The sequence below is a fragment of the Marilutibacter chinensis genome, from assembly GCF_021725675.1.
GTDB classification, from domain to species: domain Bacteria; phylum Pseudomonadota; class Gammaproteobacteria; order Xanthomonadales; family Xanthomonadaceae; genus Marilutibacter; species Marilutibacter chinensis.
On record NZ_JAKJPO010000004.1, the window covers coordinates 264511 to 287165 of the forward strand.

Below are 22655 nucleotides of genomic sequence, written 5' to 3' on the forward strand. Positions count from 1 at the left end.
TTGCCTGACGAAGCCACCCATCGACTGCACCGTATGGCTCCAGCAGGAACGGCATCCGCGTCGAGGCCACTCTTCCGACTGCGACATAATGCCGTCATGAGCGGATTCATCATCGGCATCACCGGCGGAGTCGCGGCGGGCAAGAGCGCCGTCACCTCCAGATTCCAGGCGCTGGACGTGACGGTCGCTGACGCCGACCTCGCCGCCCGGGATGCGGTCGCGCCCGGCTCCGACGGCCTCGCCGAGGTGGTCGCGGCCTTCGGCACCGGCGTACTCGCCGCCGATGGCCGGCTGGACCGCGCAGCGATGCGGGCCCGCGTATTCGCCGATTCCGCCGCCCGCGCGCGCCTGGAGGCGATCGTCCATCCCCGGGTGCGCCGGCAACTGATGGCCGAATGCGAAGCGGCGCCGGGACCGTACGCGATCGCCGCGATTCCGCTGCTCGCCGAAGGCGGCGGCCGCGAAGCCTACCCATGGCTGGACCGCATCCTGGTCGTTGACGTGCTGCCCGAGACCCAACGGCGACGCCTGACCGCACGCGACGGCATCGATGTCGCCCTGGCCGAGCGCATGATCGCCGCCCAGGCCGACCGGCGGGAACGGCTCGCGATCGCCGACGACGTGATCGTCAACGACGGTCCGGTCGAGGCGCTGGACGCTCATGTGGCGGCGCTGGACCGGCGCTACCGGGCATTGGCCGCCACCCATCATGCGTAGACGCATGCAGAGGCGGCCGTAGGAGCGGTGTAAGCCGCAATGAAGCTTTCATGGAAGGCCCTATCGCGGCTCACGCCGCTCCTACCGCGTCCTATGCCGGCCCTGCGCTGCTGCTACGCGCCCGGAGGCCATAGGCCACGGATCGCGGCGATGCCCTGGGCGCCGTACCCGCGGGCCTCGACGAGGTCGTCGGGACCCAGGCCGCCGATCGCGTAGATCGGCATCGACACGTGCTCGCGCAGCTCGGCGAAGCGTGCCCAGCCGATGCCTTCCGCTCCGGGATGGCTCGCGGTCGGCCTGACGGCCCCCAGAACCACGAAATCGCAGCCGATCGCCTGCGCATGCCGGAGCTCCTCGAGCCCGTGGCAGGACGCGGCCAGCGGCATGTCGGCCGGCAGCGGGCGCCGCTTGCTGGACATCAGGGCGGCGGCCGTCAGGTGTGCGCCGACGCCCAGTGCCTCGGCGAGCGCAGGATCGCCATTGATCAGCACGTCGACCTTCGCCTTGCGACAGCGTCGGACCGCCGCACCCGCCAGCCGTTTCCAACGCTCGCCATCGATGCCGGGCGCGCGCAGCTGGACACGGCGGATGCCGCCGGCGAGCGCCGCATCCAGTCCCGCCAGCCAGCTGGCGTCGTCCTCGCCGGGAGTCGGAGTCACCAGGTAGCGATCGGGCTGTCGCAGCGCCGCCACCACCGGAAGGTCCGCAGGCGGCATGCTGTAGCGCGACAGCTTGTCCATCGGTACCCATGCCATCGCCTGCTGCTCGCGCGCGCGCGGCGCGCCCTGCCAGTCGTCGACATGGCGCACGTCCAGTTGCAGGCGCTTGTGCGGATAGCGCTGCGGAACCCGGATCAGGGGCGCGCCGATCCGGACGTGGATGCCGAGCTCCTCCTCGAGCTCGCGGACCAGCGCCGCCTCCGGCGACTCGCCAGGCTCGCGCTTGCCGCCCGGGAACTCCCACAGACCGGCGAGATCACGCCCCTCGGTACGGCGCGTGAGCAGCACCCGGCCACGGGCATCGCGGATCACTCCCGCGACGACTTCTACGATTCGTGTGGCCGTCATGGCCGTCCCTGTGCCCTCGTGTCCGACAGGCCGCGTCCGCGGCCCGCTCCAGGTTCGCCGTCGTTTACCCCTGCGCCGTCGCGAACGACGGGGCGGGACCTTCGAGGCGGAGGGCCCTCAGTCGAGCTGCCCATGGCAGTGCTTGTACTTCTTGCCGCTGCCGCAGGGACAGGGATCGTTGCGGCCGACCTTGGGCATTGCGCGCGCGGCCTGCTGGAAGCCCTGCCCGGGCGCAGCGGTGTCGGCGGCCTCCTCGTCGGCGCCGTAGCCACCGGCATCGGCATGCTGGAACTGCATCTGCCGGGCCTTGGCCTCGGCGGCGGCGCGCTCCTGCGCCTCCATCATCGCGATCTCTTCCTCTGTGCGGATCCGCACCCGCGACAACAGCGTGATGACCTCGCGCTTGACCTTCTCCAGCATCTCGCTGAACAGCTCGAAGGCCTCCTTCTTGTACTCCTGCTTGGGCTGCTTCTGGGCATAGCCGCGCAGGTGGATGCCCTGGCGCAGGTAGTCCATGCGCGCCAGGTGCTCCTTCCAGTTCTGGTCGAGCACGTTGAGCATGATGTGCCTCTCCAGCTGGCGCATCGTCTCCGTGCCCAGCTGTGCCTCGCGCTCGGCGAAGTGCGCGTCGACCGCTTTCAGTACGTGTTCCTGGATGCCCTCGGCGTCGAGCGACTGGCTGCCGGCGATCAGCTCGGTCAGCGCGACCCGCACGCCCAGCTCGTTCTCCAGCGTGGACTCCAGCCCCGGCAGGTCCCACTGCTCGTCGACCGAATCCGCCGGCACGTGGCGCGCGACCAGTTCGGCGACCACGTCGTAGCGGATGCCGTCGATGTTCTCCTGCACGCTGTCGGCCACGAGCAGCTCGTCGCGCTGGCCGTAGATGACCTTGCGCTGGTCGTTGTTGACGTCGTCGAAGTCGAGCAGGTTCTTGCGGATGTCGAAGTTGTGGGCCTCGACCTTGCGCTGCGCATTGGCGATCTGCTTGGTCACCAGTGCGCTTTCGATGATGTCGTCTTCCTTCAGGCCCATCCGCGCCATCACCTTCTGCACCCAGTCGGCGGCGAAGATGCGCATCAGGTTGTCTTCCAGCGACAGGTAGAAGCGCGACGAGCCCGGATCGCCCTGGCGGCCGGCGCGACCGCGCAGCTGGTTGTCGATGCGGCGGCTCTCGTGGCGCTCGGTGCCGATGATATGCAGACCGCCGGCGGCCTTGACCGCGTCGTGGCGCTGCTGCCACTCGGCCTTCATCCGCGCCCGGGTCACTTCGTCGAGCGGCGCCCCGGCCTGTGCCTCGGCGGCCTCGACCTCGGCCTCCAGCGAGCCGCCGAGCACGATGTCGGTACCGCGGCCGGCCATGTTGGTGGCGATGGTGATCGCACCCGGACGGCCGGCCTGGGCGATGATATGCGCCTCGCGCTCGTGTTGCTTGGCGTTGAGCACCTCGTGCGGGATGCCCGCCTCGCGCAGCTGACGGCTGAGCAGCTCGGAGACCTCGATCGAGGTGGTACCGACCAGCACCGGCTGGCGGTTGGCATTCGCCTCCTTGATCTCGTTCAGCACCGCCCGGTACTTGCCATTGCGGTTCAGGAACACCGCGTCCGGGTAGTCCTTGCGCTGCACCGGCTTGTTGGTCGGGATGACCACCACCTCCAGACCATAGATGTTCTGGAATTCGTAGGCCTCGGTATCCGCGGTACCGGTCATGCCGGCCAGCTTGCCGTACATGCGGAACAGGTTCTGGAAGGTGATGCTCGCCAGCGTCTGGTTCTCGCGCTGGACCGGCACGCCCTCCTTCGCCTCGACCGCCTGGTGCAGGCCGTCGGACCAGCGACGCCCGGCCAGGGTGCGACCGGTGAACTCGTCGACGATGATCACCTCGCCGTCGCGGACGATGTAGTCGACGTCGCGCTGGTAGATCGCATGCGCACGCAGCGCGGCATTGAGGTGGTGGACCACGCTGAGGTTGTGACCGGCGTACAGCGAGTCCTCCCCCTGCAGGATCCCGGCCTTGCGCAGCAACTCCTCGGCATGCTCCTGTCCGGCCTCGGACAGGTAGACCTGCTTGCTCTTCTCGTCGACCCAGTAGTCGCCCATCGCGTCCTCGGACTGCTGGCGGACCAGGGTCGGGACGATCCGGTTGACCTTGATGTACAGCTCCGGCGACTCGTCGGCCGGGCCGGAGATGATCAACGGCGTGCGCGCCTCGTCGATCAGGATCGAGTCGACCTCGTCGACGATCGCGTAATTGAGCTCGCGCTGGAAGCGGTCCTCCTTCGACAGCGCCATGTTGTCGCGCAGATAATCGAAGCCGAACTCGTTGTTGGTGCCGTAGGTGATGTCGGCCGCGTAGGCCTGGTGCTTGTCGCCATGCGGCATCCCCGGGTAGACCACACCAACGCTCAGGCCCAGCCAGTTGTAGAGCCGCCCCATCCAGGCCGAGTCGCGGCGGGCCAGGTAGTCGTTGACGGTGACCACGTGCACGCCCTTGCCTTCCAGCGCATTCAGATAGACCGGCAGGGTCGCGACCAGGGTCTTGCCCTCGCCGGTGCGCATCTCGGCGATCTTGCCCAGGTGCAGGACCATGCCGCCGATCAGCTGGACGTCGTAGTGACGCATGCCCAGAACACGCCGCGAAGCCTCGCGGCAGACCGCAAAGGCCTCGGGCAGGATCTTGTCGAGCGATTCGCCGTCGCGGATGCGTTGCTGGAGCTCGGGCGTCCTGGCCTGCAACTCGGCGTCCGAGAGCTTCTCCATCTCCGGCTCCAGCGCGTTGATCTTGACCACGGAGCGTTGCAGTTGGCGCAGCAGGCGTTCGTTACGGCTGCCGAAGACACGGGTAAGCAAGCTGTTGAGCATGGACGGAACCGGTTGGGTTGCATGAACGGGCCGGCGCACGCGCCAGGCCCCCAATAAAAAAGGGCGCCTTGCGCCCGTCTGGCACTCCGATTGTAGCTGGGGGCGAGGAAGCCTGCTTGCAAGGCACTGCCTTGCGGGCTTCCGAGCGCCCGGAGCGGCTGTGCCGCGCAGGGCCGGAACGAGGAAGCCTGCTTGCAAGGCACTGTCTTGCGGGCTTCTGGGCGCCAGGAGCGGCTGCGTCGCGCAGGGCCGGAAGAGGAGGCTTGGCCTTGCGGGCTTCCGAGCGCCCGGAGCGGCTGTGCCGCGCAGGGCCGGAACGAGGAAGCCTGCTTGCAAGGCACTGTCTTGCGGGCTTCTGGGCGCCAGGAGCGGCTGCGTCGCGCAGGGCCGGAAGAGGAGGCTTGCTTACGAGGCACCACCTCGCAAGCCGACGAGCGCCCCGAGCGGCCGTACCGCGCAAGACCCGGACGAGGGGATCTCCCTGCACGGCTCCGCCCCCATAAACCGACAAGCATCCGGAGACGGCTGTGCCGCGCAGGGCTGGCGCGAGGAAACCCGCATGCGGCGCTATAGCCTGGGCTTTCCAGATCCCATCCCCGGGCGGATTCGAGACAGAGGCAGCCGTAGACGCGGCGCAAGCCGCGATCGGATCTCCCCGAAAGCAGATGGCGGCTTGCGCCGCGTCTACGCGGAGAGCCCTCAGCTTGCCTGCCCTGAATGGAAAACGGGGCACCCTCGCCCCGTCTCCACGCCACCTCGTGCTTCAGCCCTTCAGCGGCGACTGCTGGCTGAGGAAATTGCGCGGATTGACGACGCGGCCGTCTTCCCAGACCTCGAAGTGGACGTGGGCGCCGGTCGAGCGGCCGGTCGAACCCGCCTTGGCGATCTCCTGCCCGGCCCGGACGAGCTCACCGACCTTGCGGGTCAGCCGCGAGTTGTGCGCGTAGCGGGTCACGTACCCGTTGCCGTGATCGACCTCGACCACCTTGCCGTAGCCCGAGCGCACGCCGGAGTAGCTGATCACGCCGTCGGCCACTGCGAACACCGGATCGCCTGTGTTCGCGTCGAAGTCGATGCCCTTGTGCAGCGCACGGCCGCCACGGAACGGATCGGCGCGCCAGCCGAATCCGGAGGTGATGTAGCTGCGAGCCACCGGCGAGCGCGACGGCACCGCGTTGAGATCGAGCTGACGGTTGAACAGCAGCGCCTCGAGCACCGAGAGCTGCTGGCCGGCGGCCTCGAACTGCGCATCGAGCTGCTGCAGCCCTTCGTCCAGTTCCGGCTTGGAGATGTCCTCGACCGGGCCGACACCACCAACGCCGACCGGCTTCTCGAAGTCGAATTCGCCGTCCTGCAGTTGCCCGATCCGGGTCAGCCGCTCGCCGAGCGCGTTGAGGCGGTTGGCTTCGGCCTGGAGTTCGCCCAGACGGGCGGCGAGCGCGTTGATCTCGCGCTGCGCCTCGCGGCGGGTATCCTCGATCTGGGTCTGTTGTTCGACGACCTGTGCGCGTAGCGTGGCGGTCATGGCTATGCCGGCGGCAAGTCCCGCGCCCAGGCCGGTGGCGAGGAGCAGCGATGCATACAGGCCGGGGCGACCCGCGCCGATCCGGTGCCCCTGCTGAAGCAGGTGTGCAGCCCTCCGGCGCGATGATTGAATGATGTTCTCGAAGGTCATATTTCCGATGTCTGATTCCAAAGCCAGATCCTCGCGCCGTCAGCCGGCTCCGCAGGAGGCGCTCGACGCGCTGCTCGCGGAACCTGCCGGCGACCCGATCCGTCGCGCCCTATGGCTCGACGAGGTGGACCGTCGCCTACGTCCCCATCTGCCGCCTTCACTGGCCCCGCACGCGAGGCTTGCGAATATCGACCACGGCAGGCTGGTTTTTGTCGTCGATGCTCCGGTGTGGCAATCCAGACTCAGGATGTCCGCGCCGGAACTGATCGACGTGGCCCGCTCCATCGGGCTTGCTGCGACCGACGTGGTGATCAAGGCGTCGAAGACTCCCCATGCGCCGCCCAGACCGGCTCCACGTCAGCCCGTCCCCATGTCCGCACACGCGAAGCAAGCGCTGCAGGCCGCCCTGGCCTCGCTTCCGACCGCCGATTCGGACGATCAGAACGGAGCCAAGTCCAGCGATCTGGGGGAAAACGCCCACAAAAAGCCGGGGGACGGGGCATCCTACTGACGCAAGTAGCTGTATTTGTTAACTATAAAGAAACAAATAGGAAAAAATTTGTTAAATTTCAGTTAACCGGCGGGCGTTTGTTCACGTCTGTGACGGTCGCACGTTTGCGCCGTGCGAAGCAGCGGCTGCACATCGGAACGGACTCCGAGGGCTGATGCACGCATGACCGGACGGCCGCGCGGGCAATCCCGCGTTGCTAGATGCAGCCTCCAAACGCCTCAGCGCCGCCAAGGACGCTGGAGCCGTGGAGGCGAGTACCCGGGGACCGGGCGGGATCGATCTCCGCAGGGTCGATCGGAAGGCCGGGCCGACCGCCGGCTAGGCGTTGGCCGGGGTGCCGTAGGCGACCGGGACCGGCTGCCGCTCGTCGACGTAACTGACCTCTTCCCACGCGGACGGCTGGGCCATCAGCGCACGTACCAGCTTGTTGTTCAATGCATGGCCGGACTTGAAGCCCTCATAGGCGCCGATGATCGGCCGGCCGGCGAGATAGAGGTCGCCGACCGCGTCGAGGATCTTGTGGCGTACGAACTCGTCGGCGTAGCGCAGGCCGTCCTCGTTCAGGACCCGGAACTCGTCGAGCACGATCGCATTGTCCATCGAACCGCCAAGACCGAGATTGCGCTCGCGCATGAACTCCAGGTCGCGCATGAAACCGAAGGTGCGGGCGCGGCTGACTTCCTTGACGTAGGAGGCGGTCGAGAACTCGACTTCCGCACGCGACTGCGAAGCCGGAATCGCAGGATGGTCGAACTCGACGGTGAAGCCGATCCGGAACCCCTCGTGCGGAGCGAAACTGGCGACCTTGTCGCCGTCGCGCACCTCGACCGGATGCCTGATCCGGATGAAGCGCTTGGGAGCCTCCTGCTCGACGATACCGGCCGACTGCAGCAGGAACACGAACGGGCCCGCCGAGCCGTCCATGATCGGCACCTCGGGCGCGGACAGGTCGATGATCACATTGTCGACCCCCAGGCCGGCCAGGGCTGACATCAGGTGCTCGACCGTCATCACCTTGCCGTTTCCAGCGCTCAACCCGGTGCACAGCAGGGTCTCGGTGACCAGATCGGCGCGCGCGGGGATCTCCACCACAGGGTCGAGGTCGACGCGGCGGAACACGATGCCGCTGTCCACCGGGGCCGGACGCAGGGTCAGGAAGACCTTGTCGCCGCTGTGCAGGCCCACGCCGGTGGCGCGGATCAGATTCTTGAGAGTGCGCTGGCGCAACATGTTCGGGACGGGCCTGTCGGTGTTGTTATGGTGTCGAAGCCCAGGCGGCCGGGACCGGTACGCCATCGGCCCTCTGCCGGGCCTTCCGCGCGGAGTCGCGACGCCTGCATGCGTGCCGGACCGGCACGCCCAAAATCATGGGGAGAATACCACGCAGGTGGCTGAACCTGAACGAAAAGCCGGCCCAGTCCCGGACCTGTCATCAGGGAGGGAGAAACTGGCCGGTCCGGATGCCGGACCGGCCGAAGATCCCGGGCCGGGGCCCGGGACGTATATCCCGCCTGGCCGGGGACGAGTCCGGCCAGTCCAGGGCTGCGGCCTGCCTTCGCTACCGGCGCGCCGCGATGTACCTGCTCAGTCCGTCCGGCGACGCAGCGTGAGTCGCCGCACCCGCAAACCGCCGTCGTGCGCGGTGCCGAACGCCTGACCATGGAAGGCCTGGCCGGACCACCCGAAGCGGCAGTGCGTCGCCCTGGACTGCATCAGTCGGCCTGGCGGCGCAGGAACGCCGGAATGTCCAGGTAGCTGCTGTCGCTGCCGAAGTCTGCGGCCTCGGGCGCCGAGGACGCCGCCGGAGCGGTGTCCGCCATGCCGCCGCCGCGGCGCAGGCTGCCGCCGAAGCTGGGCGCCGCCGAAACCGGGGCCTCGTCCATCGCGCTGAACTCGGGCTGGCCGGTGGTGCCGTTGCGGACCAACTGGATAGGCGCGCGGTGCTCGTTCGGGCGGGCCTGCTTCGAGACCGCACGGTTGAGGCCGGTGGCGACCACCGTGACCTTGACCTCGTCCTGCATGTCCGGGTCGAGCACGGTGCCGATGACCACGGTCGCATCCTCGGACGCGAACTGCTCCACGGTGCGGCCGACCTCGTCGAACTCGGCCATCGTGAAATCCGGGCCGGCAGTGATGTTGACCAGGATGCCGTTGGCGCCGGACAGATTGACGTCGTCCAGCAGCGGGTTCTGGATCGCCGACTCGGCCGCAGCCTGGGCACGGTCGTCGCCGCGGGCGCTGCCGGTGCCCATCATCGCCAGGCCCATCTCGCTCATCACCGTGCGCACGTCGGCGAAGTCGACGTTGATCAGGCCCGGACGCACGATCAGGTCGGCGATGCCCTGCACCGCGCCGAGCAGCACGTCGTTGGCCGCGCGGAACGCCTGGATCATCGTAGCGTTGCGACCGAGCACGGTGATCAGCTTCTCGTTCGGAATCGTGATCAGCGAATCGCAATGGTGGCTCAGCTCCTCGATGCCCTTGAGCGCGACCTGCATGCGGCGGCGCCCCTCGAACGGGAACGGCTTGGTGACCACGGCGACGGTCAGGATGCCCATCTCCTTGGCCAGCTGCGCGACCACCGGTGCCGCGCCGGTACCGGTGCCGCCGCCCATGCCGGCGGTGATGAACACCATGTCGGCGCCTTCCATCGCGTCCATCAGGCGCTCGCGGTCCTCCAGCGCGGCCTGGCGACCGACCTCAGGGTTGGCGCCCGCGCCAAGGCCCTTGGTGACGTTGCTGCCGAGCTGCAGCTGCAGCTTTGCGCCGCAGTTCTTGATCGCCTGCGAGTCGGTGTTGGCGGTGATGAATTCGACGCCATCGACGTTGCTGCTGACCATGTGCGCGACCGCGTTGCCGCCGCCGCCGCCGACGCCGATGACCTTGATGATGGCATTGGGTGCCATGCTCTCGACCAGTTCGAAATGTGCCATGTCCTCGTCCTCTGTCTGTGCAGTGTCTATGCAGTGCTAGTTGTTGTTGTGGTCTTGCATTGGGGAGATTGAGTGTGTTGCCGGTCTTACATACCGCCGTCTTCCGCCTTGCCTGCCCGGTCCCGGCGCCCTCGCCGCGACCGTCGAAAATCAGAACTCCCCGCGGTACCAGTTCTTCAGCCTGTTGAAGAACGAACCGGCCCGTCCGGTCGGGATGACCGGGCGCCGCGGATGCTCGATCTGGCTGCCCATCAGCAGCAGGCCGACCCCGGTCGCGTGGACCGGATTGCCGACCACTTCGCCCAGGCCGGTCACGTGCTGCGGAATGCCGACGCGCACCGGCATCTGCAGCATTTCCTCGGCCAGTTCGACCACGCCCTCCATCTTCGAGGCGCCGCCGGTCAGCACCATGCCGGCGCGCACGTGCTGCTCGAACCCGCTGCGGCGCAGCTCGGCCTGGACCATTTCGAAAAGCTCCTCGTAACGCGCCTGCACCGCCTGGGCGAGCGAATGGCGCGGCATCCGCCGCGGCGGACGGTCGCCGACCGACGGCACCTGGATCGACTCCTCCGCGGTCGCCATCTGCGCCAGCGCGCAGGCGTAGCGGACCTTGATCTGCTCGGCCTCCGGGGTCGGCGTACGCAGCATGTGGGCGATGTCCTCGGTGACCTTGTCGCCGGCGATCGGCAGGCTCGCGCTGTGCGCGATCGCGCCATGGACGAACACCGCGATGTCGGTGGTGCCGGCGCCGATGTCGACCAGCACCACGCCGAGCTCGCGCTCGTCGCTGGTCAGCACCGCCTGGCTGGAGGCGAGCACGCCGAGGATCAGGTCGTCGACCTGCAGGCCGCAGCGCTGCACGCACTTGCTGACGTTGGCCGCCGCCGACTGCGCGCAGACCACCAGGTGCGCGTGCACCTCCAGGCGCACGCCGGTCATCCCGACCGGGTTGCGGATCCCTTCCTGCGAGTCGTCGAGCACGTAGTCGCGCGGGATCGCGTGCAGGATCTTCTGGTCGGCCGGGATCGCGACCGCCTTGGCCGCCTCCAGCACGCGATCGAGATCGCCGTGGCTGACCTCGCCGTCGCGGATCGGAGCGATGCCCTGCGAGTTGCGGCATTGCACGTGGCTGCCGGAGATCGACGCATAGACCGAACGGATCTCGCAGCCGGCCATCAGTTCGGCCTCCTCGACCGCACGCTGGATCGACTGCACGGTCGACTCGATGTCGACGACCACGCCCTTGCGCAGGCCGCGCGACTCGTGCGAGCCGATGCCGATCACCTCGATCGGATTGCCGGGCCCGCTGTGGTCGGGTGTGTATTCGCCCACCAGCGCCACCACCTTGGAGGTGCCGATGTCGAGGCCGACGATGAGCGACTTGTCGCCTTTGCGGTTCATGATTGTCCTTGCGTCTGCAGAGCCGGCGCGGGTTCGATCGTGTCGCCCCACGTCAGCGAGAAACCGTTGGTGTAGCGGAGGTCTGCCCGCGTCAGCGCCTGCGCCCGCTGCGCGACCAGTTGCGGGACGACGCGGATGAAGCGACGCAGCCGCTCGTCCGGACGGGTGCGGCCCACCACGACGGTGGTGCCGCTGGCGAGGTCGAGCGTCCAGCTGCCGCGCGCGTCGAGCTCGACGCTTCGTACGCCGACGCCGAGTGGCGCGAACAGCGTGCGCGACTCGTTGTAGAAGCGGACCACGTCGGAGACACGGGTATCCGGGCCGGCCAGCCTGGGCAGGTTCGCCGGCACCTCGATGCCCTTCGCCGGAAACAGCCTTCCCTGTTCCGACAGCAGCCGGGCATCGCCCCAGCGCGCGAATGGCCGATGCTCGACCACCGACACTTCGAGGATGTCCGGCCAGCGCTTGCGCACCTCGGCATGCTCGACCCACGGCAACCCGGCGACCGCCGCCTGCGCGGCCTCAAGATCGACCGCGAAGAAGCCCTGCTTCGCGTACGGCATCAGCGCCTTCTGCAATGCGGCCGCGTCCACCCGCTCGAACTCGGCGGTCGCGCGCAGCCGGGTCAATGGCCACTGTTCCTGGCCGATCCAGCCCTTGAGCACGGCGACCACCGGCAGCACCACCAGGGCCACCGCCAGAGTCCAGCCAAGCAGGCGCACGAGCGCGTTCATGCGTGCACGCCTCCTTCGCCGCCGTCCGCAACTGTCTGTACGGGGATCGTCTGCTCCAGGATCAGCCAGCACAGCGACGGGAAGTCGATGCCGAGCCGGGCAGCGGCCTTCGGCACCAGCGAATGGCTGGTCATCCCCGGAGCGGTGTTGACCTCGATCAGCTGGAAGCCGAGCTCGCGATCGCGCATCACGTCGACCCGGCCCCAGCCGCTGCAGCCGGCGGCGCGGAACGCGGCCAGCGCGAGCTCGCGGATTTCCGCCTCTTCCCCACCCTCCAACCCGGGACAGATGTAGCGGGTGTCGTCGGCAACGTACTTGGCGTGGTAGTCGTACCAGTCGCCGGCCGGTTCGATCCGGATCGACGGCAGCGCAACATCGCCGAGGATTCCGACCGTGTACTCGGCCCCCTGCACCATCCGCTCCATCAGCAGCTCGCCGTTGTAACCCGCTGCGAACTGCGCGGCCGCGGCCAGGTCGGCCTCGCCGAGGATGCGGAACACGCCGACGCTGGAGCCTTCGCACGAGGGCTTGACGAACACCGGCAGGCCCAGCGAACGCGCAGCGGCAGACAGGTCGGCACCGGCGGCGAGACGGACGAAGCGCGGCGTTGGCAGTCCCTCCGCCATCCACACCTGCTTGGTGCGGATCTTGTCCATCGTCAGCGCCGACCCAAGCACGCCCGGACCGGTGTATGGCACAGCCAGTGCGTCGAGCAGGCCCTGCAGCACGCCGTCCTCGCCGCCGCCCCTGTTGCCGTGCAGGATGTTGAACACGCGATCGACGCGTCGCGCCGGGTCGGAGGCACCGGCACGGATCGCGTCGACCAGGGCCGGGATGCCGTCGATGGCGAAGGCATCCACGCCCCGCGCCTGCAACGCCTCGAGCACGTTGCGGCCGGAATCGAGGGAGACCTCGCGCTCGGCACTGGTGCCGCCCATCAGCACGGCGACGCGGCCGAATACCGCCGGATCGATGTAGCGCGCGGTCGTCAACGGCGTGCTCATGCCTCGCCTCCGGACGTCGCGAAACCCTCGGCCGCCAGCTCCTGCGCGGTGTGGCCGATGTCGCCGGCGCCCATCACCAGCAGCAGATCGCCATCGCGCAGCACGTCCGGCAGCACCGCCGGCAGCTCGCCGGCACCACCGACCACCACCGGGTCGATGCGGCCACGCGCACGGATCGCCCGCGCCAGCGACTTGGCGTCGGCACCGACGATCGGCGCCTCGCCTGCCGGATACACCTCGGTCAGCACCAGCGCGTCGACCGACGACAGCACCGCGGCGAACTCGTCGAACAGGTCGCGGGTGCGGGAATAGCGATGCGGCTGGAACGCGACCACGAGGCGCCGGTCCGGCCAGCCGCCGCGCGCAGCGGCGAACACCGCCTCGAGCTCCTTCGGGTGATGGCCGTAGTCGTCGACCAGCTGTATCCGCGCGCCCTTCGGCGTCACCAGCTCGGCCAGCAGGTTGAAGCGACGGCCGATCCCGGCGAAGCCCTGCAGCGCCTTCGCGATCGCTTCGGGCGACACGCCCAGCTGCCAGCCCACCGCTGCCGCGGCCAGCGCGTTGAGCACGTTGTGATGACCCGGCAGCGCCAGCTCGACCGGAGTACGCGTGGCATCGGGCAGGCACAGGGTGAAGTGCATGTTCGGCCCTTGCTGGCGGATGTCCTCGGCACGTACGTCGGCCTCGGTGTGGATGCCGTAGGTCATCACGTGGCGTGGCGTCTTCGTCGCCAGTTCGGCGACTTCCGGATCATCGATGCACAGCACCGCGAGGCCGTAGAACGGCAACCGGTGCATGAATTCCTCGAACGCCGCCTGCACCCGCGCGAACTCGCCGCCGTAGTTTTCCAGGTGATCGGCATCGATGTTGGTGACCACCGCTATCTGCGGGTTCAGGCGAAGGAAGCTGCCATCGCTCTCGTCGGCCTCGGCCACCAGCCAGTCGCCCTTGCCCAGGCGCGCGTTGGCGCCGGCGGCGAGCAGTTGTCCGCCGATCACGAAGGTCGGGTCGATGCCGCCCTCGCCCAGCACGCTCGCGGTCAACGAGGTCGTCGTGGTCTTGCCGTGGGTACCCGCCACCGCGATACCGCGCTTGAAGCGCATCAGCTCGGCCAGCATCTCCGCGCGCGGCACCACCGGGATACGCTGCGCGCGCGCTTCCATCAGCTCGGCGTTGTCGGCCTTGATCGCGCTCGATACCACCACGCAATCGGCACCGAGCACGTTGGACGCGACATGCTTGCGATGCACGGTCACGCCGAGCGAGGACAGCCGCCGGGTGACCGCGTTGTCGGCCAGGTCCGAGCCGGACACCTGGTAGCCGAGCGTGCACATCACCTCCGCGATCCCGCTCATGCCGGTGCCGCCGATGCCGACGAAATGCACGCGTGGAAATGCCTTGGCGAGGTCGCCGTCGTGTTGCAACCGGCGGCTGCGTACGGTCGCGCTCATGCGGCCGACTCCTTCTGTGTGTTCCGGCCCAGCACTGCGTCGGCGACACGCTCCGCCGCATCCGGCCGCGCCAGCGCGCGGGCGCACACGGCCATGCGCTGCAGATCGATGCGCTGGTCGAGGATTTCGAGGGTTGCGGAGAGCCGCTGGTACAGCGTCTCGCCCTGCGGCAGCACCTGCGCGGCGCCGCGCACCTGCAGGAACTCCGCGTTCTTGGTCTGATGATCGTCGACCGCCTGCGGGAACGGCACCAGGATGCAGGCAGTACCGACCGCGCACAGCTCCGCCAGGGTCAGCGCGCCGGCACGGCACACCACCACGTCGGCCCACGCGTAGGCGTCGGCCATGTCGGCGATGAAGGGTTCGATCGACGCCTCGACCTTCGCATCGGCATAGGCCTGCTCGGCCTCGGCACGCATCTTCTCGCCGCACTGGTGGCGGATCTCGAACTCGACCACGTTGCGCAGCATCGCCACCGCCTTAGGCACGGCCTCGTTCAGCGCCCGTGCGCCCTGGCTGCCACCGAGCACCAGCAACCGCAGCGGACCGCTGCGTCCCTGATAGCGCGCTTCCGGCGGCGCCACGGCGGCGATCTCCTCGCGTACGGGATTGCCGACGACGGTCTCCTGCAGGGCCGGAAAGGTGTCGGGGAAACCGGTCAGCACCCGCTGCGCCATTCGCGCGAGCACCCGGTTCGTCAGGCCTGGCGCACGGTTCTGCTCGTGCACGAACAACGGGATGCCCAGCAGGCGCGCGGCCAGGCCACCCGGGCCCGCCGCGTAGCCGCCGAAGCTGATCACCGCGCGCGGCTGGCGTTCGCGCAGGGTCTGGTACGCGGCGCGTACGGCCACGATCAATCGGAACGGCGCGGCCAGCTTGGTCAGCCGGCCCTTGCCGCGCACGCCGCGCACCGCGATCGTGTCGATCGGAATGTCGTGCTGCGGAACCAGCCGGGTTTCCATCCCGCCGTCGGCGCCGAGCCACAGCACCGGCACCCCGCGCCCGCGCAACGCATGCGCGACCGCGAGGCCGGGGAAGATGTGCCCGCCGGTGCCGCCGGCGAGGATCATCACCGGGTGCACGTCGGAATCAGTGGCGGCCGGGTGCGGCTTCATCCGATCCTCCCGAGGGTAGGCTCCACGCGCGGCCTGAGCCGGCTGGTGCCGCGCGACGGCTTGTCGCCGGTTCGCAGCGGCGCGGCGGCCACGGGCGACGGCCCTGCGGCCGGCACAGGTGCCGATGCCGTCGCCGAGATCACCGGCGCCACCGCATCTTCGCCACGCAGGCGCGCGACCTGCCGCTGCGCGCGCTCCAGTTCGTAGGACACGCGCAGCAACAGTCCCATCGCCAGACAGGTCATCAGCACGCTCGATCCACCCGAGGAGATCAGCGGCAGGGTCAGCCCCTTGGTCGGCAGCAGACCGAGGTTCACGCCGATCGAAACGAAGCTCTGCAGACCGATCCACAAAGCGACGCCGAACGCCAGATAGCCAGCGAAGTGGCGGCGCATCTCGACACATTGCAGGCCGATCCACAGCGCCCGCCCGACCAGCAGCGCATACAGGGCGATCACCGCGCAGACACCAACGAATCCGAGTTCCTCGGCGATGACGGCGAGGATGAAGTCCGTATGCGCTTCGGGCAGGTAGTACAGCTTCTGGATCGAACCGCCGAGCCCGACGCCGAACCATTCGCCGCGGCCGGCCGCCATCAGGGCGTTGGTCAGCTGGTAGCCGCTCCCGAACGGGTCCGCCCACGGGTCCATGAACGAGGTCAGGCGGCGCATCCGGTACGGCTCGGCGATGGCGACGATCGCCAGCAGCGGCAGTCCGACCAGCACCGGCCCGAACATCCGCGGCATGTTCACGCCGCCGAGCACCAGCATGCCGGCGGTGATCGCCAGCAGCAGCGACGAGGAGCCGAAGTCGGGCTGCAGCAACAGCAGCACGACCAGCACCGCGACCACCCCGATCGGCTTGAGCATCGCCATCCAGGTCGCGTTGACTTCGTCGCGGAAGCGCACCAGATAGCTGGCCAGCCAGATGATGAAGAACACCTTGACCGTCTCCACCACCTGGAAGTTGGACACGCCGAGGTTGATCCAGCGGTGCGCCCCCTTCACGCTCACGCCCAGCCCGGGCACGAACACCAGCAGCAGCATCACGAAGCAGCCGAGCAGCAGCAGGTGGTTGTAGCGCTCCACCGTCTTCAGCTCGGTCCGCATGGCCACCACCATCAGCGCCGCGCCTCCGGCCAGAAACATCAAGTGGCGACTGAAGTAGTGGTAGGGATTGCTGTCCTGGTAGAGCGAGCTGGAGCCGACCATCACCACGCCGAGCGACACCAGCGCCAGCACGACACCGACCAGCCACGGGTCGAAGCGACCGCTGATCTCGTCGATGCGGGTGGCCTGGCGGCTGCCGGGGCGGGTGGCGGCGTAGTCGCTCATCAGCGCACCTTCAGCGTCGCCAGGCCGACCAGGACCAGGATCACCGAGATGATCCAGAAGCGGACGATGACCCGCGGCTCGGGCCAGCCCTTCAATTCGAAATGGTGGTGGATCGGCGCCATCCGGAACACGCGCCTGCCGGTCAGCTTGAAGCTGGCGACCTGGATCATCACCGACAGCGTCTCGACCACGAAGATGCCGCCCATCACCACCAGCACCAGTTCCTGGCGCACGATCACCGCGATCGTGCCGAGCACGGCACCGAGCGCCAGCGCACCGATATCGCCCATGAACACCATCGCCGGATAGGTGTTGAACCACAGGAACCCGAGCCCCGCGCCGGCGATCGCCGCGCAGATGATCACCAGTTCTCCGGCGCCCGGGATCTGCGGGATCTGCAGGTACTGGGAGAACACCGCGTTGCCGGACGCGTAGGCGAACACGCCCAGCGCGCAGGCGACCAGGACGGTCGGCATGATCGCCAGCCCATCGAGGCCATCGGTCAGGTTGACCGCGTTGGAGAATCCGACGATCCAGAAATACGCGATCGCGACGAAGGTGATGCCCACCAGCGGCAACGCGACGGCCTTGAAGAACGGGATATAGAAGGTCGTCGTCGCCGGCGCGTCGGCGGTGTAGAACAGGAACAGGCCGGCGCCGAGGCCGAACAGCGACTGCAGCAGGTACTTCCAGCGCGACTTCATCCCGTTCGGGTCGCGCTTGACGATCTTGATCCAATCGTCCCACCAGCCGATCCAGCCGAACGCGACCATCACGGCCAGCACCAGCCAGACGTAGCGGTTGCGCAGGTCGCCCCACAGCAGCACCGAGGCGAGCACGGTCAGCAGGATCAGTGCACCGCCCATGGTCGGGGTGCCGGCCTTGGAGAAGTGCGACTCCGGGCCGTCCTTGCGGATCGGCTGGCCGCCCTTGAGCTGGGCCAGCCGGCGGATCACCGTCGGCCCCCACCACAGCGACAGCGCGAGCGAGGTCAGTGCGGCGAGGATGCCGCGGAAGGTGAGATAGCCGAACAGGCCGAATACGCTCTGCAGCTGTTCGAGCCAGCGGGCGAGTTCAAGCAGCATGCGGCCCCCCTTGGTCGTCTGTGGTCGGGGCGCCATCGCCGCCGGGATTGTCTGCAGCCAGCAGCGCGGTCACGATCCGGTCCATCGCGCTGCCGCGCGAGCCCTTCACCAGCACCCGAACGTTGCCGGCATCGGCGCCGGCGAGCGCGTCGCGCAGCGTCGCGGCCAAGGCATCGTGGCTGTCGAAGACCCGGCCGCCATCGCCGAACGCCCCGGCTGCGCAAGCGCTCAGCGGCCCCAGCGCGAACAACCGGCGCAGGCCGGCGGTGCGAGCGCGGCGGCCGACCTCGGCGTGCAGGGCCTCCGCGTCGGTCCCCATCTCGCGCATGTCGCCGAGCACCAGCCAGCCCTCGCCGCCCATTGCGGCCAGGGTGTCGATCGCGGTCGCGGCCGAACCCGGGTTGGCGTTGTAGCTGTCGTCGATCAGCACCGCGCCGTTGCCCAGCCGATGCGACACCAGCCGCCCGGCGACCGGCTCCGCCTCGCCGAGACCGGCGGCGATCGTCGCCAGGTCGGCACCCGCGCCCAGCGCCAGCGATGCCGCCGCCAGCGCATTGCCGACGTTGTGGCGTCCCGGCATCGCGAGGGATACCTCCGCTTCGCCCAGTGGCGTGACCAGGACGAACCGGGATCCGCCTTCGCGCAGCTGGACGTCGCGCGCGCTGACGTCGGCGCTGGCCTCCAGGCCGAAACGGATCAGTCGCCGGCCATGCGCGCGCTCGGCGAAGAACGGCGCGAACGCATCGTCCGCGTTGATCACCGCGACACCGCCCGCAGGCAATGCGTCGTAGATCGCCGCCTTGGTATCGGCGATCCCGAGCAGGCTGCCCATCCGTTCCATGTGCGCGGGGGCGATGTTGTTGACCAGTGCCACGTCCGGCGGCGCGATCCGGGTCAGGTAGGCGATGTCGCCCGGCTTGCCGGCACCCATCTCGTAGATCGCGACTGCGGCGTCCTCGGGTGCCTCGAGCACCGCCAGCGGCAGGCCGATCTCGTTGTTGCGGTTGCCCGGGGTCGCATAGGTCGTGGTGGCGCGTTGCATGATCGAGGCCAGCAACGTCTTGACGCTGGTCTTGCCGTTGCTGCCGGTGATGGCGACGACGGTGGTACGACGCTCGCGCTGCATCGCCGCGGCAAGATCGGCCAACGCGCGCTCGGTGTCGGCCACCACCACCTGCGGCAGCGCACGGTCGATCTCGCGCGACACCAGCGCCGCGATCACGCCACCCTCGGCCGCCGCTGCGACGTGGTCGTGGCCATCGAAGCGCTCGCCGCGGATCGCGACGAACAGCGCGGCGCCGCCGGGCGGCAGGCGACGGGAATCGGTGGCGACCACATCGACCACCCGCTCCTCGCCGTGCAGGCGACCGCCGGTCATGCGCGCGATCTCGGACAGGTGCAGCGGTCTCATGCCTCCACCCCCAGCGCCGCGCGCGCGACTTCGGTGTCATCGAATGGATGGCGCACGCCGCCGATCTCCTGGTAGGGCTCGTGCCCCTTGCCGGCGATCAGCACGATGTCGTCCGGCCCTGCCGCACCGATCGCGCGCCCGATCGCGGCGCGACGATCGCGCTCGACGACGACGGAGTCGGTGGTCTCGAAGCCGGCGATGATGTCGGCGACGATCGCGTCGCCGTCCTCGCCGCGCGGGTTGTCGTCGGTGACGATCACCGCGTCGGCCAGCCGCCGTGCGATCGCGGCCATCTGCGGGCGCTTTCCGCAGTCCCGCTCGCCGCCGCAGCCGAATACGCAGATCACCCGTGCCGCCGCATGCGCGCGCACCGATTCCAGCGCCTGCTCCAGCGCGTCCGGCGTATGCGCGTAATCGATCACGACCAGCGGAAGCGTGCCGTCGCCGCCGAGGCGGTTCATCCTGCCGTGGATCGGCTGCAGCCGGCTGAGGACCCGCGCGATCTCCGCCGGCGCGTGACCCAGTGCCGACAGCGCTCCGGCGACCGCCAGCAGATTGTCGACGTTGAAGCGGCCCAGCAGCGCCGACTCCACGGGATGGCACTCGCCATCGATCTCCAGTTCGAACAGCAGGCCGCGCGCATCCAGCCGCAGCTGCCCCGCCCGCACGGTCGCGCCGGGAGTGCCCCGCGAGCTGCAGGTGAGCACGCGCAGGCCCGGATCGAGCGATCCGGCCAGTTCGCGGCCGAAACCATCGTCGATGTTGACCACCGCCGCCTTCAATCCCGGCCATGCGAACAGGCGCGCCTTGGCCGCGCCGTAGCGCGCCATGTCGCCGTGATAGTCGAGGTGGTCGCGGGTGAGATTGGTGAACACGCCGACATCGAAGTGCACGCCATCGGCGCGTCCCTGGTCGAGCGCATGCGAGCTGACTTCCATCGCCAGTGCGTCGGCGCCCTGCGCGTGCAGGTCGGCGATCAGCGCATGCAGTCGCAGCACCAGCGGCGTGGTGAAGCCGGTCGCGACCGCCTGCCCGTACAGGCCGGCGCCGAGCGTACCGATCGTGCCGCTGGTGGTGTCGAGCAGCGACCAGGCCTGCGCCAGCAGCTGCACGGTCGAGGTCTTGCCGTTGGTACCGGTCACGCCGACGACATCCATCTGCGCACTGACCCGACCGTAGAAGAGGTCACCCATCTCGCCCAGGCGCGCGCGCAGCCCGGGCACAGCGATCGCATCGGGCGGCGCCGGGATGTCGTCGGGCGCGGGCGGCTCGAACAGGATCGCCGCCGCGCCCCTGGCACGGACGTCGTCGGCGAACTTCAGGCCATGGGTGCCGAACCCGCCGATCGCGACGAACGCATCCCCGGCCTGCAGCTCGCGGCTGTCCATCACCAGGCCGCCGATCGCGAGATCGGCCGGCACGGACGGCACGTCCGGCAACAGCTCGGCCAGACGCATCCGCGGGCGGGCGAACGCGCTCATCGTGCGCCCCCCGGCGCGGGCGCCTGCGCGGCCAGCGCCGCCGCCGGACCCGCGGGAGTCGGCGACAGGCCTTCGGCCGTGCGCCGCTTCGCCTCCTCGGCGGCCTGCGCGGCGAGCCAGGTATCGATGTCGTCCGGCGGCACGTCCATCAGCCGCAGCGCGCCGTCCATCACCGTCTTGAACATCGGCGCCGACACGAAGCCGCCGTAATAGCCCTTGGCCGGATCCGGGTCGTCGATCACCACCACCATCGAAAAGCGCGGGTTCTCCACCGGCACCACTCCGGCGAAGAACGAGATGTAGCGGCGCGAGTAGCCACCGCTGCTGTTGAACTTGCGCGCGGTGCCGGTCTTGCCGGCGACGTGGTAGCCGAGGATCGCCGCCTGGGTCGCGGTGCCGCCGGGTTCGGTCACGGTCTGCATCATCCGCATGACCTGGCGGGCGATGCGCGGGTCGAGCACCTGCTCGGACGGGTTGCGCTGGCCCTTGACGAAGGTCGGGGCGATCAGCTTGCCGCCATTGCCCAGCGCCGCGTAGGCGGCGGCGATCTGCAGCGGCGTCGCCGACAGCCCGTAACCGTAGGACATGGTCTGCTTGGTGGTGCCGCTCCAGCGCGCCGGTGGCGTCAGCACGCCGGAGGACTCGCCGGGAAACCCGCTGCGGGTGCTGCGGCCGTAGCCCATCCGCCGCAGGAACTCGTAGAAGGTCTGGTCGGGCAACCGGTGCACGATCTTGGAGACGCCGACGTTGGAGCTCTTGCGGATGATCCCGGTGGTATCCAGCACGCCGTAGTTGCGGAAGTCGCTGGTGCGGAACCGGCCGTTCGGCATCCAGCCCGGGCTGGTGTCGATCACCGTCGTCGGCGTGATCGCCCCCGCCTCCAGCGCGGCGGCCACGGTCAGCGGCTTCATCGTCGAGCCGGGCTCGATCACGTCGGTCACGGCGCGGTTGCGACGCGCATCGGACGGCTGCCCGCCCAGCGCATTCGGGTTGTAGGTCGGCAGATTGGCCATCGCCAGTATCTCGCCGGTGGCGACATCCAGGACCACCGCCGATCCGCTGCTGGCGCCGGTGCGCTCCAGGGTCGCGCGCAGCTCGCGGAAGGTCAGGTACTGGATCCGGCGGTCGATGGTCAGGGTCAGCTCGTGGCCGGGCTGGGCGGCATCGATCAGCTCGACGTTCTCGACGATGCGGCCACGGCTGTCGCGGATCACCCGCTTGCTGCCCGGGGCACCGCGCAGCCAGTCGTCGAACGCGAGTTCGAGGCCTTCCTGGCCACGGTCGTCGATGTTGGTGAAGCCCAGCACGTGGGCGAGCGCCTCGCCCTGCGGGTAGAAGCGGCGGAACTCGCGCTGCGAATACACGCCCGGGATGTTGTGCGACAGGATCGCGCGGGCCTGATCGGGATTGATCCGGCGCTTGAGATACATGAACTCGCGCGACGCGCGCTGGGTCAGCTTGCGGGTCAGCTCGTCGGCCGGAACGCCGAGCACCGCCGCCAGTTCCGGGATGCGCTCGGGCGCCTTCAGCAGCTCCTGCGGGTTGCCCCAGACCGACTCGACCGGCGTCGACACCGCCAGCGGCTCGCCGTTGCGGTCGGTGATCATGCCGCGCGAGGTCGGGATCTCGATCTCGCGCAGGATCCGCTCATCGCCCTGGCGGCGGTAGAAGTCGGCATTGACGATCTGCAGGGTGAACGCGCGCGCGACCAGCGCCAGCGAGCACAGGCCGAGCACGCCGCCGACCAGGAACAGGCGGTTGCGTGGGTTGTAGCGGGCGCGGTTGCGTGGCTTGCCCTGTGCCGGGCGGGCACTCAGCAGCTCGCCGAGGCGTTCGCGTACCGTCGTGCGCATGTTCGAACCGGGACGGCGGCGCGG

At 69.0% G+C, this 22655-nt stretch carries 17 protein-coding genes; 2 read left to right on the forward strand and 15 right to left on the reverse strand.

Going from position 1 to position 22655, the window contains the following annotated elements; translation table 11 throughout:
* The first annotated feature begins 96 nt into the window (after positions 1-96).
* The gene (coaE, locus tag L3V18_RS09675) at positions 97-717 is read left to right on the forward strand and encodes a dephospho-CoA kinase (protein WP_237054466.1); all 621 of its coding nucleotides are present in this window, start codon (positions 97-99) and stop codon (positions 715-717) included.
* Between the two features lie 113 nt (positions 718-830).
* Here the strand turns inward: coaE and L3V18_RS09680 are convergent, their stop codons facing one another.
* The 3 genes from L3V18_RS09680 to L3V18_RS09690 form a co-directional block, all read right to left on the reverse strand.
* Complete coding sequence (locus L3V18_RS09680) at positions 831-1784, reverse strand: Nudix family hydrolase (RefSeq protein ID WP_237054467.1); 954 nt, start codon at positions 1782-1784, stop codon at positions 831-833.
* A 117-nt stretch (positions 1785-1901) separates the two neighbouring features.
* Positions 1902-4643, reverse strand: a complete 2742-nt coding sequence (gene secA, locus L3V18_RS09685) for a preprotein translocase subunit SecA (RefSeq protein WP_237054468.1) — start codon at positions 4641-4643, stop codon at positions 1902-1904.
* A gap of 763 nt (positions 4644-5406) precedes the next feature.
* Positions 5407-6318, reverse strand: coding sequence for a M23 family metallopeptidase (locus L3V18_RS09690; RefSeq protein WP_237054469.1), 912 nt, complete (start codon positions 6316-6318; stop codon positions 5407-5409).
* Between L3V18_RS09690 and L3V18_RS09695 the strand changes: the two genes are divergently transcribed.
* Positions 6299-6829 carry a DciA family protein gene (locus L3V18_RS09695; protein WP_237054470.1) on the forward strand — a complete coding sequence of 177 codons (531 nt, stop codon included), beginning with the start codon at positions 6299-6301 and terminating at the stop codon, positions 6827-6829. The two genes, L3V18_RS09690 and L3V18_RS09695, sit on opposite strands and share 20 nt — an antisense overlap.
* Before the next feature lie 318 nt (positions 6830-7147).
* On the opposite strand, the gene lpxC is transcribed toward L3V18_RS09695, so the two are convergent.
* The 12 genes from lpxC to L3V18_RS09755 all read right to left on the reverse strand — a co-directional run bounded on the left by lpxC (position 7148) and on the right by L3V18_RS09755 (position 22631).
* On the reverse strand, positions 7148-8059 hold the full coding sequence (gene lpxC / locus L3V18_RS09700) for a UDP-3-O-acyl-N-acetylglucosamine deacetylase (RefSeq protein WP_237054471.1): 912 nt from the start codon (positions 8057-8059) through the stop codon (positions 7148-7150).
* A gap of 482 nt (positions 8060-8541) precedes the next feature.
* Complete coding sequence (gene ftsZ, locus L3V18_RS09705) at positions 8542-9762, reverse strand: cell division protein FtsZ (protein WP_237054472.1); 1221 nt, start codon at positions 9760-9762, stop codon at positions 8542-8544.
* Between the two features lie 150 nt (positions 9763-9912).
* Positions 9913-11163, reverse strand: a complete 1251-nt coding sequence (gene ftsA, locus L3V18_RS09710) for a cell division protein FtsA (RefSeq protein ID WP_237054473.1) — start codon at positions 11161-11163, stop codon at positions 9913-9915.
* Positions 11160-11897, reverse strand: coding sequence for a cell division protein FtsQ/DivIB (locus L3V18_RS09715; RefSeq protein ID WP_237054474.1), 738 nt, complete (start codon positions 11895-11897; stop codon positions 11160-11162). The genes ftsA and L3V18_RS09715 overlap by 4 nt, the downstream gene beginning before the upstream one ends.
* Complete coding sequence (locus L3V18_RS09720) at positions 11894-12901, reverse strand: D-alanine--D-alanine ligase (RefSeq protein ID WP_237054475.1); 1008 nt, start codon at positions 12899-12901, stop codon at positions 11894-11896. The genes L3V18_RS09715 and L3V18_RS09720 overlap by 4 nt, the downstream gene beginning before the upstream one ends.
* Positions 12898-14352: a UDP-N-acetylmuramate--L-alanine ligase gene (gene murC / locus L3V18_RS09725; RefSeq protein ID WP_237054476.1), complete on the reverse strand. Its 1455-nt coding sequence runs from the start codon at positions 14350-14352 to the stop codon at positions 12898-12900. Before murC ends, L3V18_RS09720 begins: the two co-directional genes overlap by 4 nt.
* Complete coding sequence (gene murG, locus L3V18_RS09730) at positions 14349-15467, reverse strand: undecaprenyldiphospho-muramoylpentapeptide beta-N-acetylglucosaminyltransferase (RefSeq protein ID WP_237054477.1); 1119 nt, start codon at positions 15465-15467, stop codon at positions 14349-14351. The genes murC and murG overlap by 4 nt, the downstream gene beginning before the upstream one ends.
* Positions 15464-16801, reverse strand: a complete 1338-nt coding sequence (gene ftsW / locus L3V18_RS09735) for a putative lipid II flippase FtsW (protein ID WP_237054478.1) — start codon at positions 16799-16801, stop codon at positions 15464-15466. Before ftsW ends, murG begins: the two co-directional genes overlap by 4 nt.
* Positions 16801-17886, reverse strand: coding sequence for a phospho-N-acetylmuramoyl-pentapeptide-transferase (gene mraY, locus L3V18_RS09740; protein WP_237054479.1), 1086 nt, complete (start codon positions 17884-17886; stop codon positions 16801-16803). Before mraY ends, ftsW begins: the two co-directional genes overlap by 1 nt.
* Positions 17876-19297 (reverse strand): UDP-N-acetylmuramoyl-tripeptide--D-alanyl-D-alanine ligase, encoded by a 1422-nt coding sequence (locus L3V18_RS09745; protein ID WP_237054480.1) that lies wholly within the window; start codon positions 19295-19297, stop codon positions 17876-17878. Before L3V18_RS09745 ends, mraY begins: the two co-directional genes overlap by 11 nt.
* Positions 19294-20754 carry a UDP-N-acetylmuramoyl-L-alanyl-D-glutamate--2,6-diaminopimelate ligase gene (locus tag L3V18_RS09750; protein ID WP_237054540.1) on the reverse strand — a complete coding sequence of 487 codons (1461 nt, stop codon included), beginning with the start codon at positions 20752-20754 and terminating at the stop codon, positions 19294-19296. The genes L3V18_RS09745 and L3V18_RS09750 overlap by 4 nt, the downstream gene beginning before the upstream one ends.
* 20 nt (positions 20755-20774) lie before the next feature.
* Positions 20775-22631 (reverse strand): peptidoglycan D,D-transpeptidase FtsI family protein, encoded by a 1857-nt coding sequence (locus L3V18_RS09755; RefSeq protein ID WP_343226326.1) that lies wholly within the window; start codon positions 22629-22631, stop codon positions 20775-20777.
* Positions 22632-22655 lie beyond the last annotated feature (24 nt).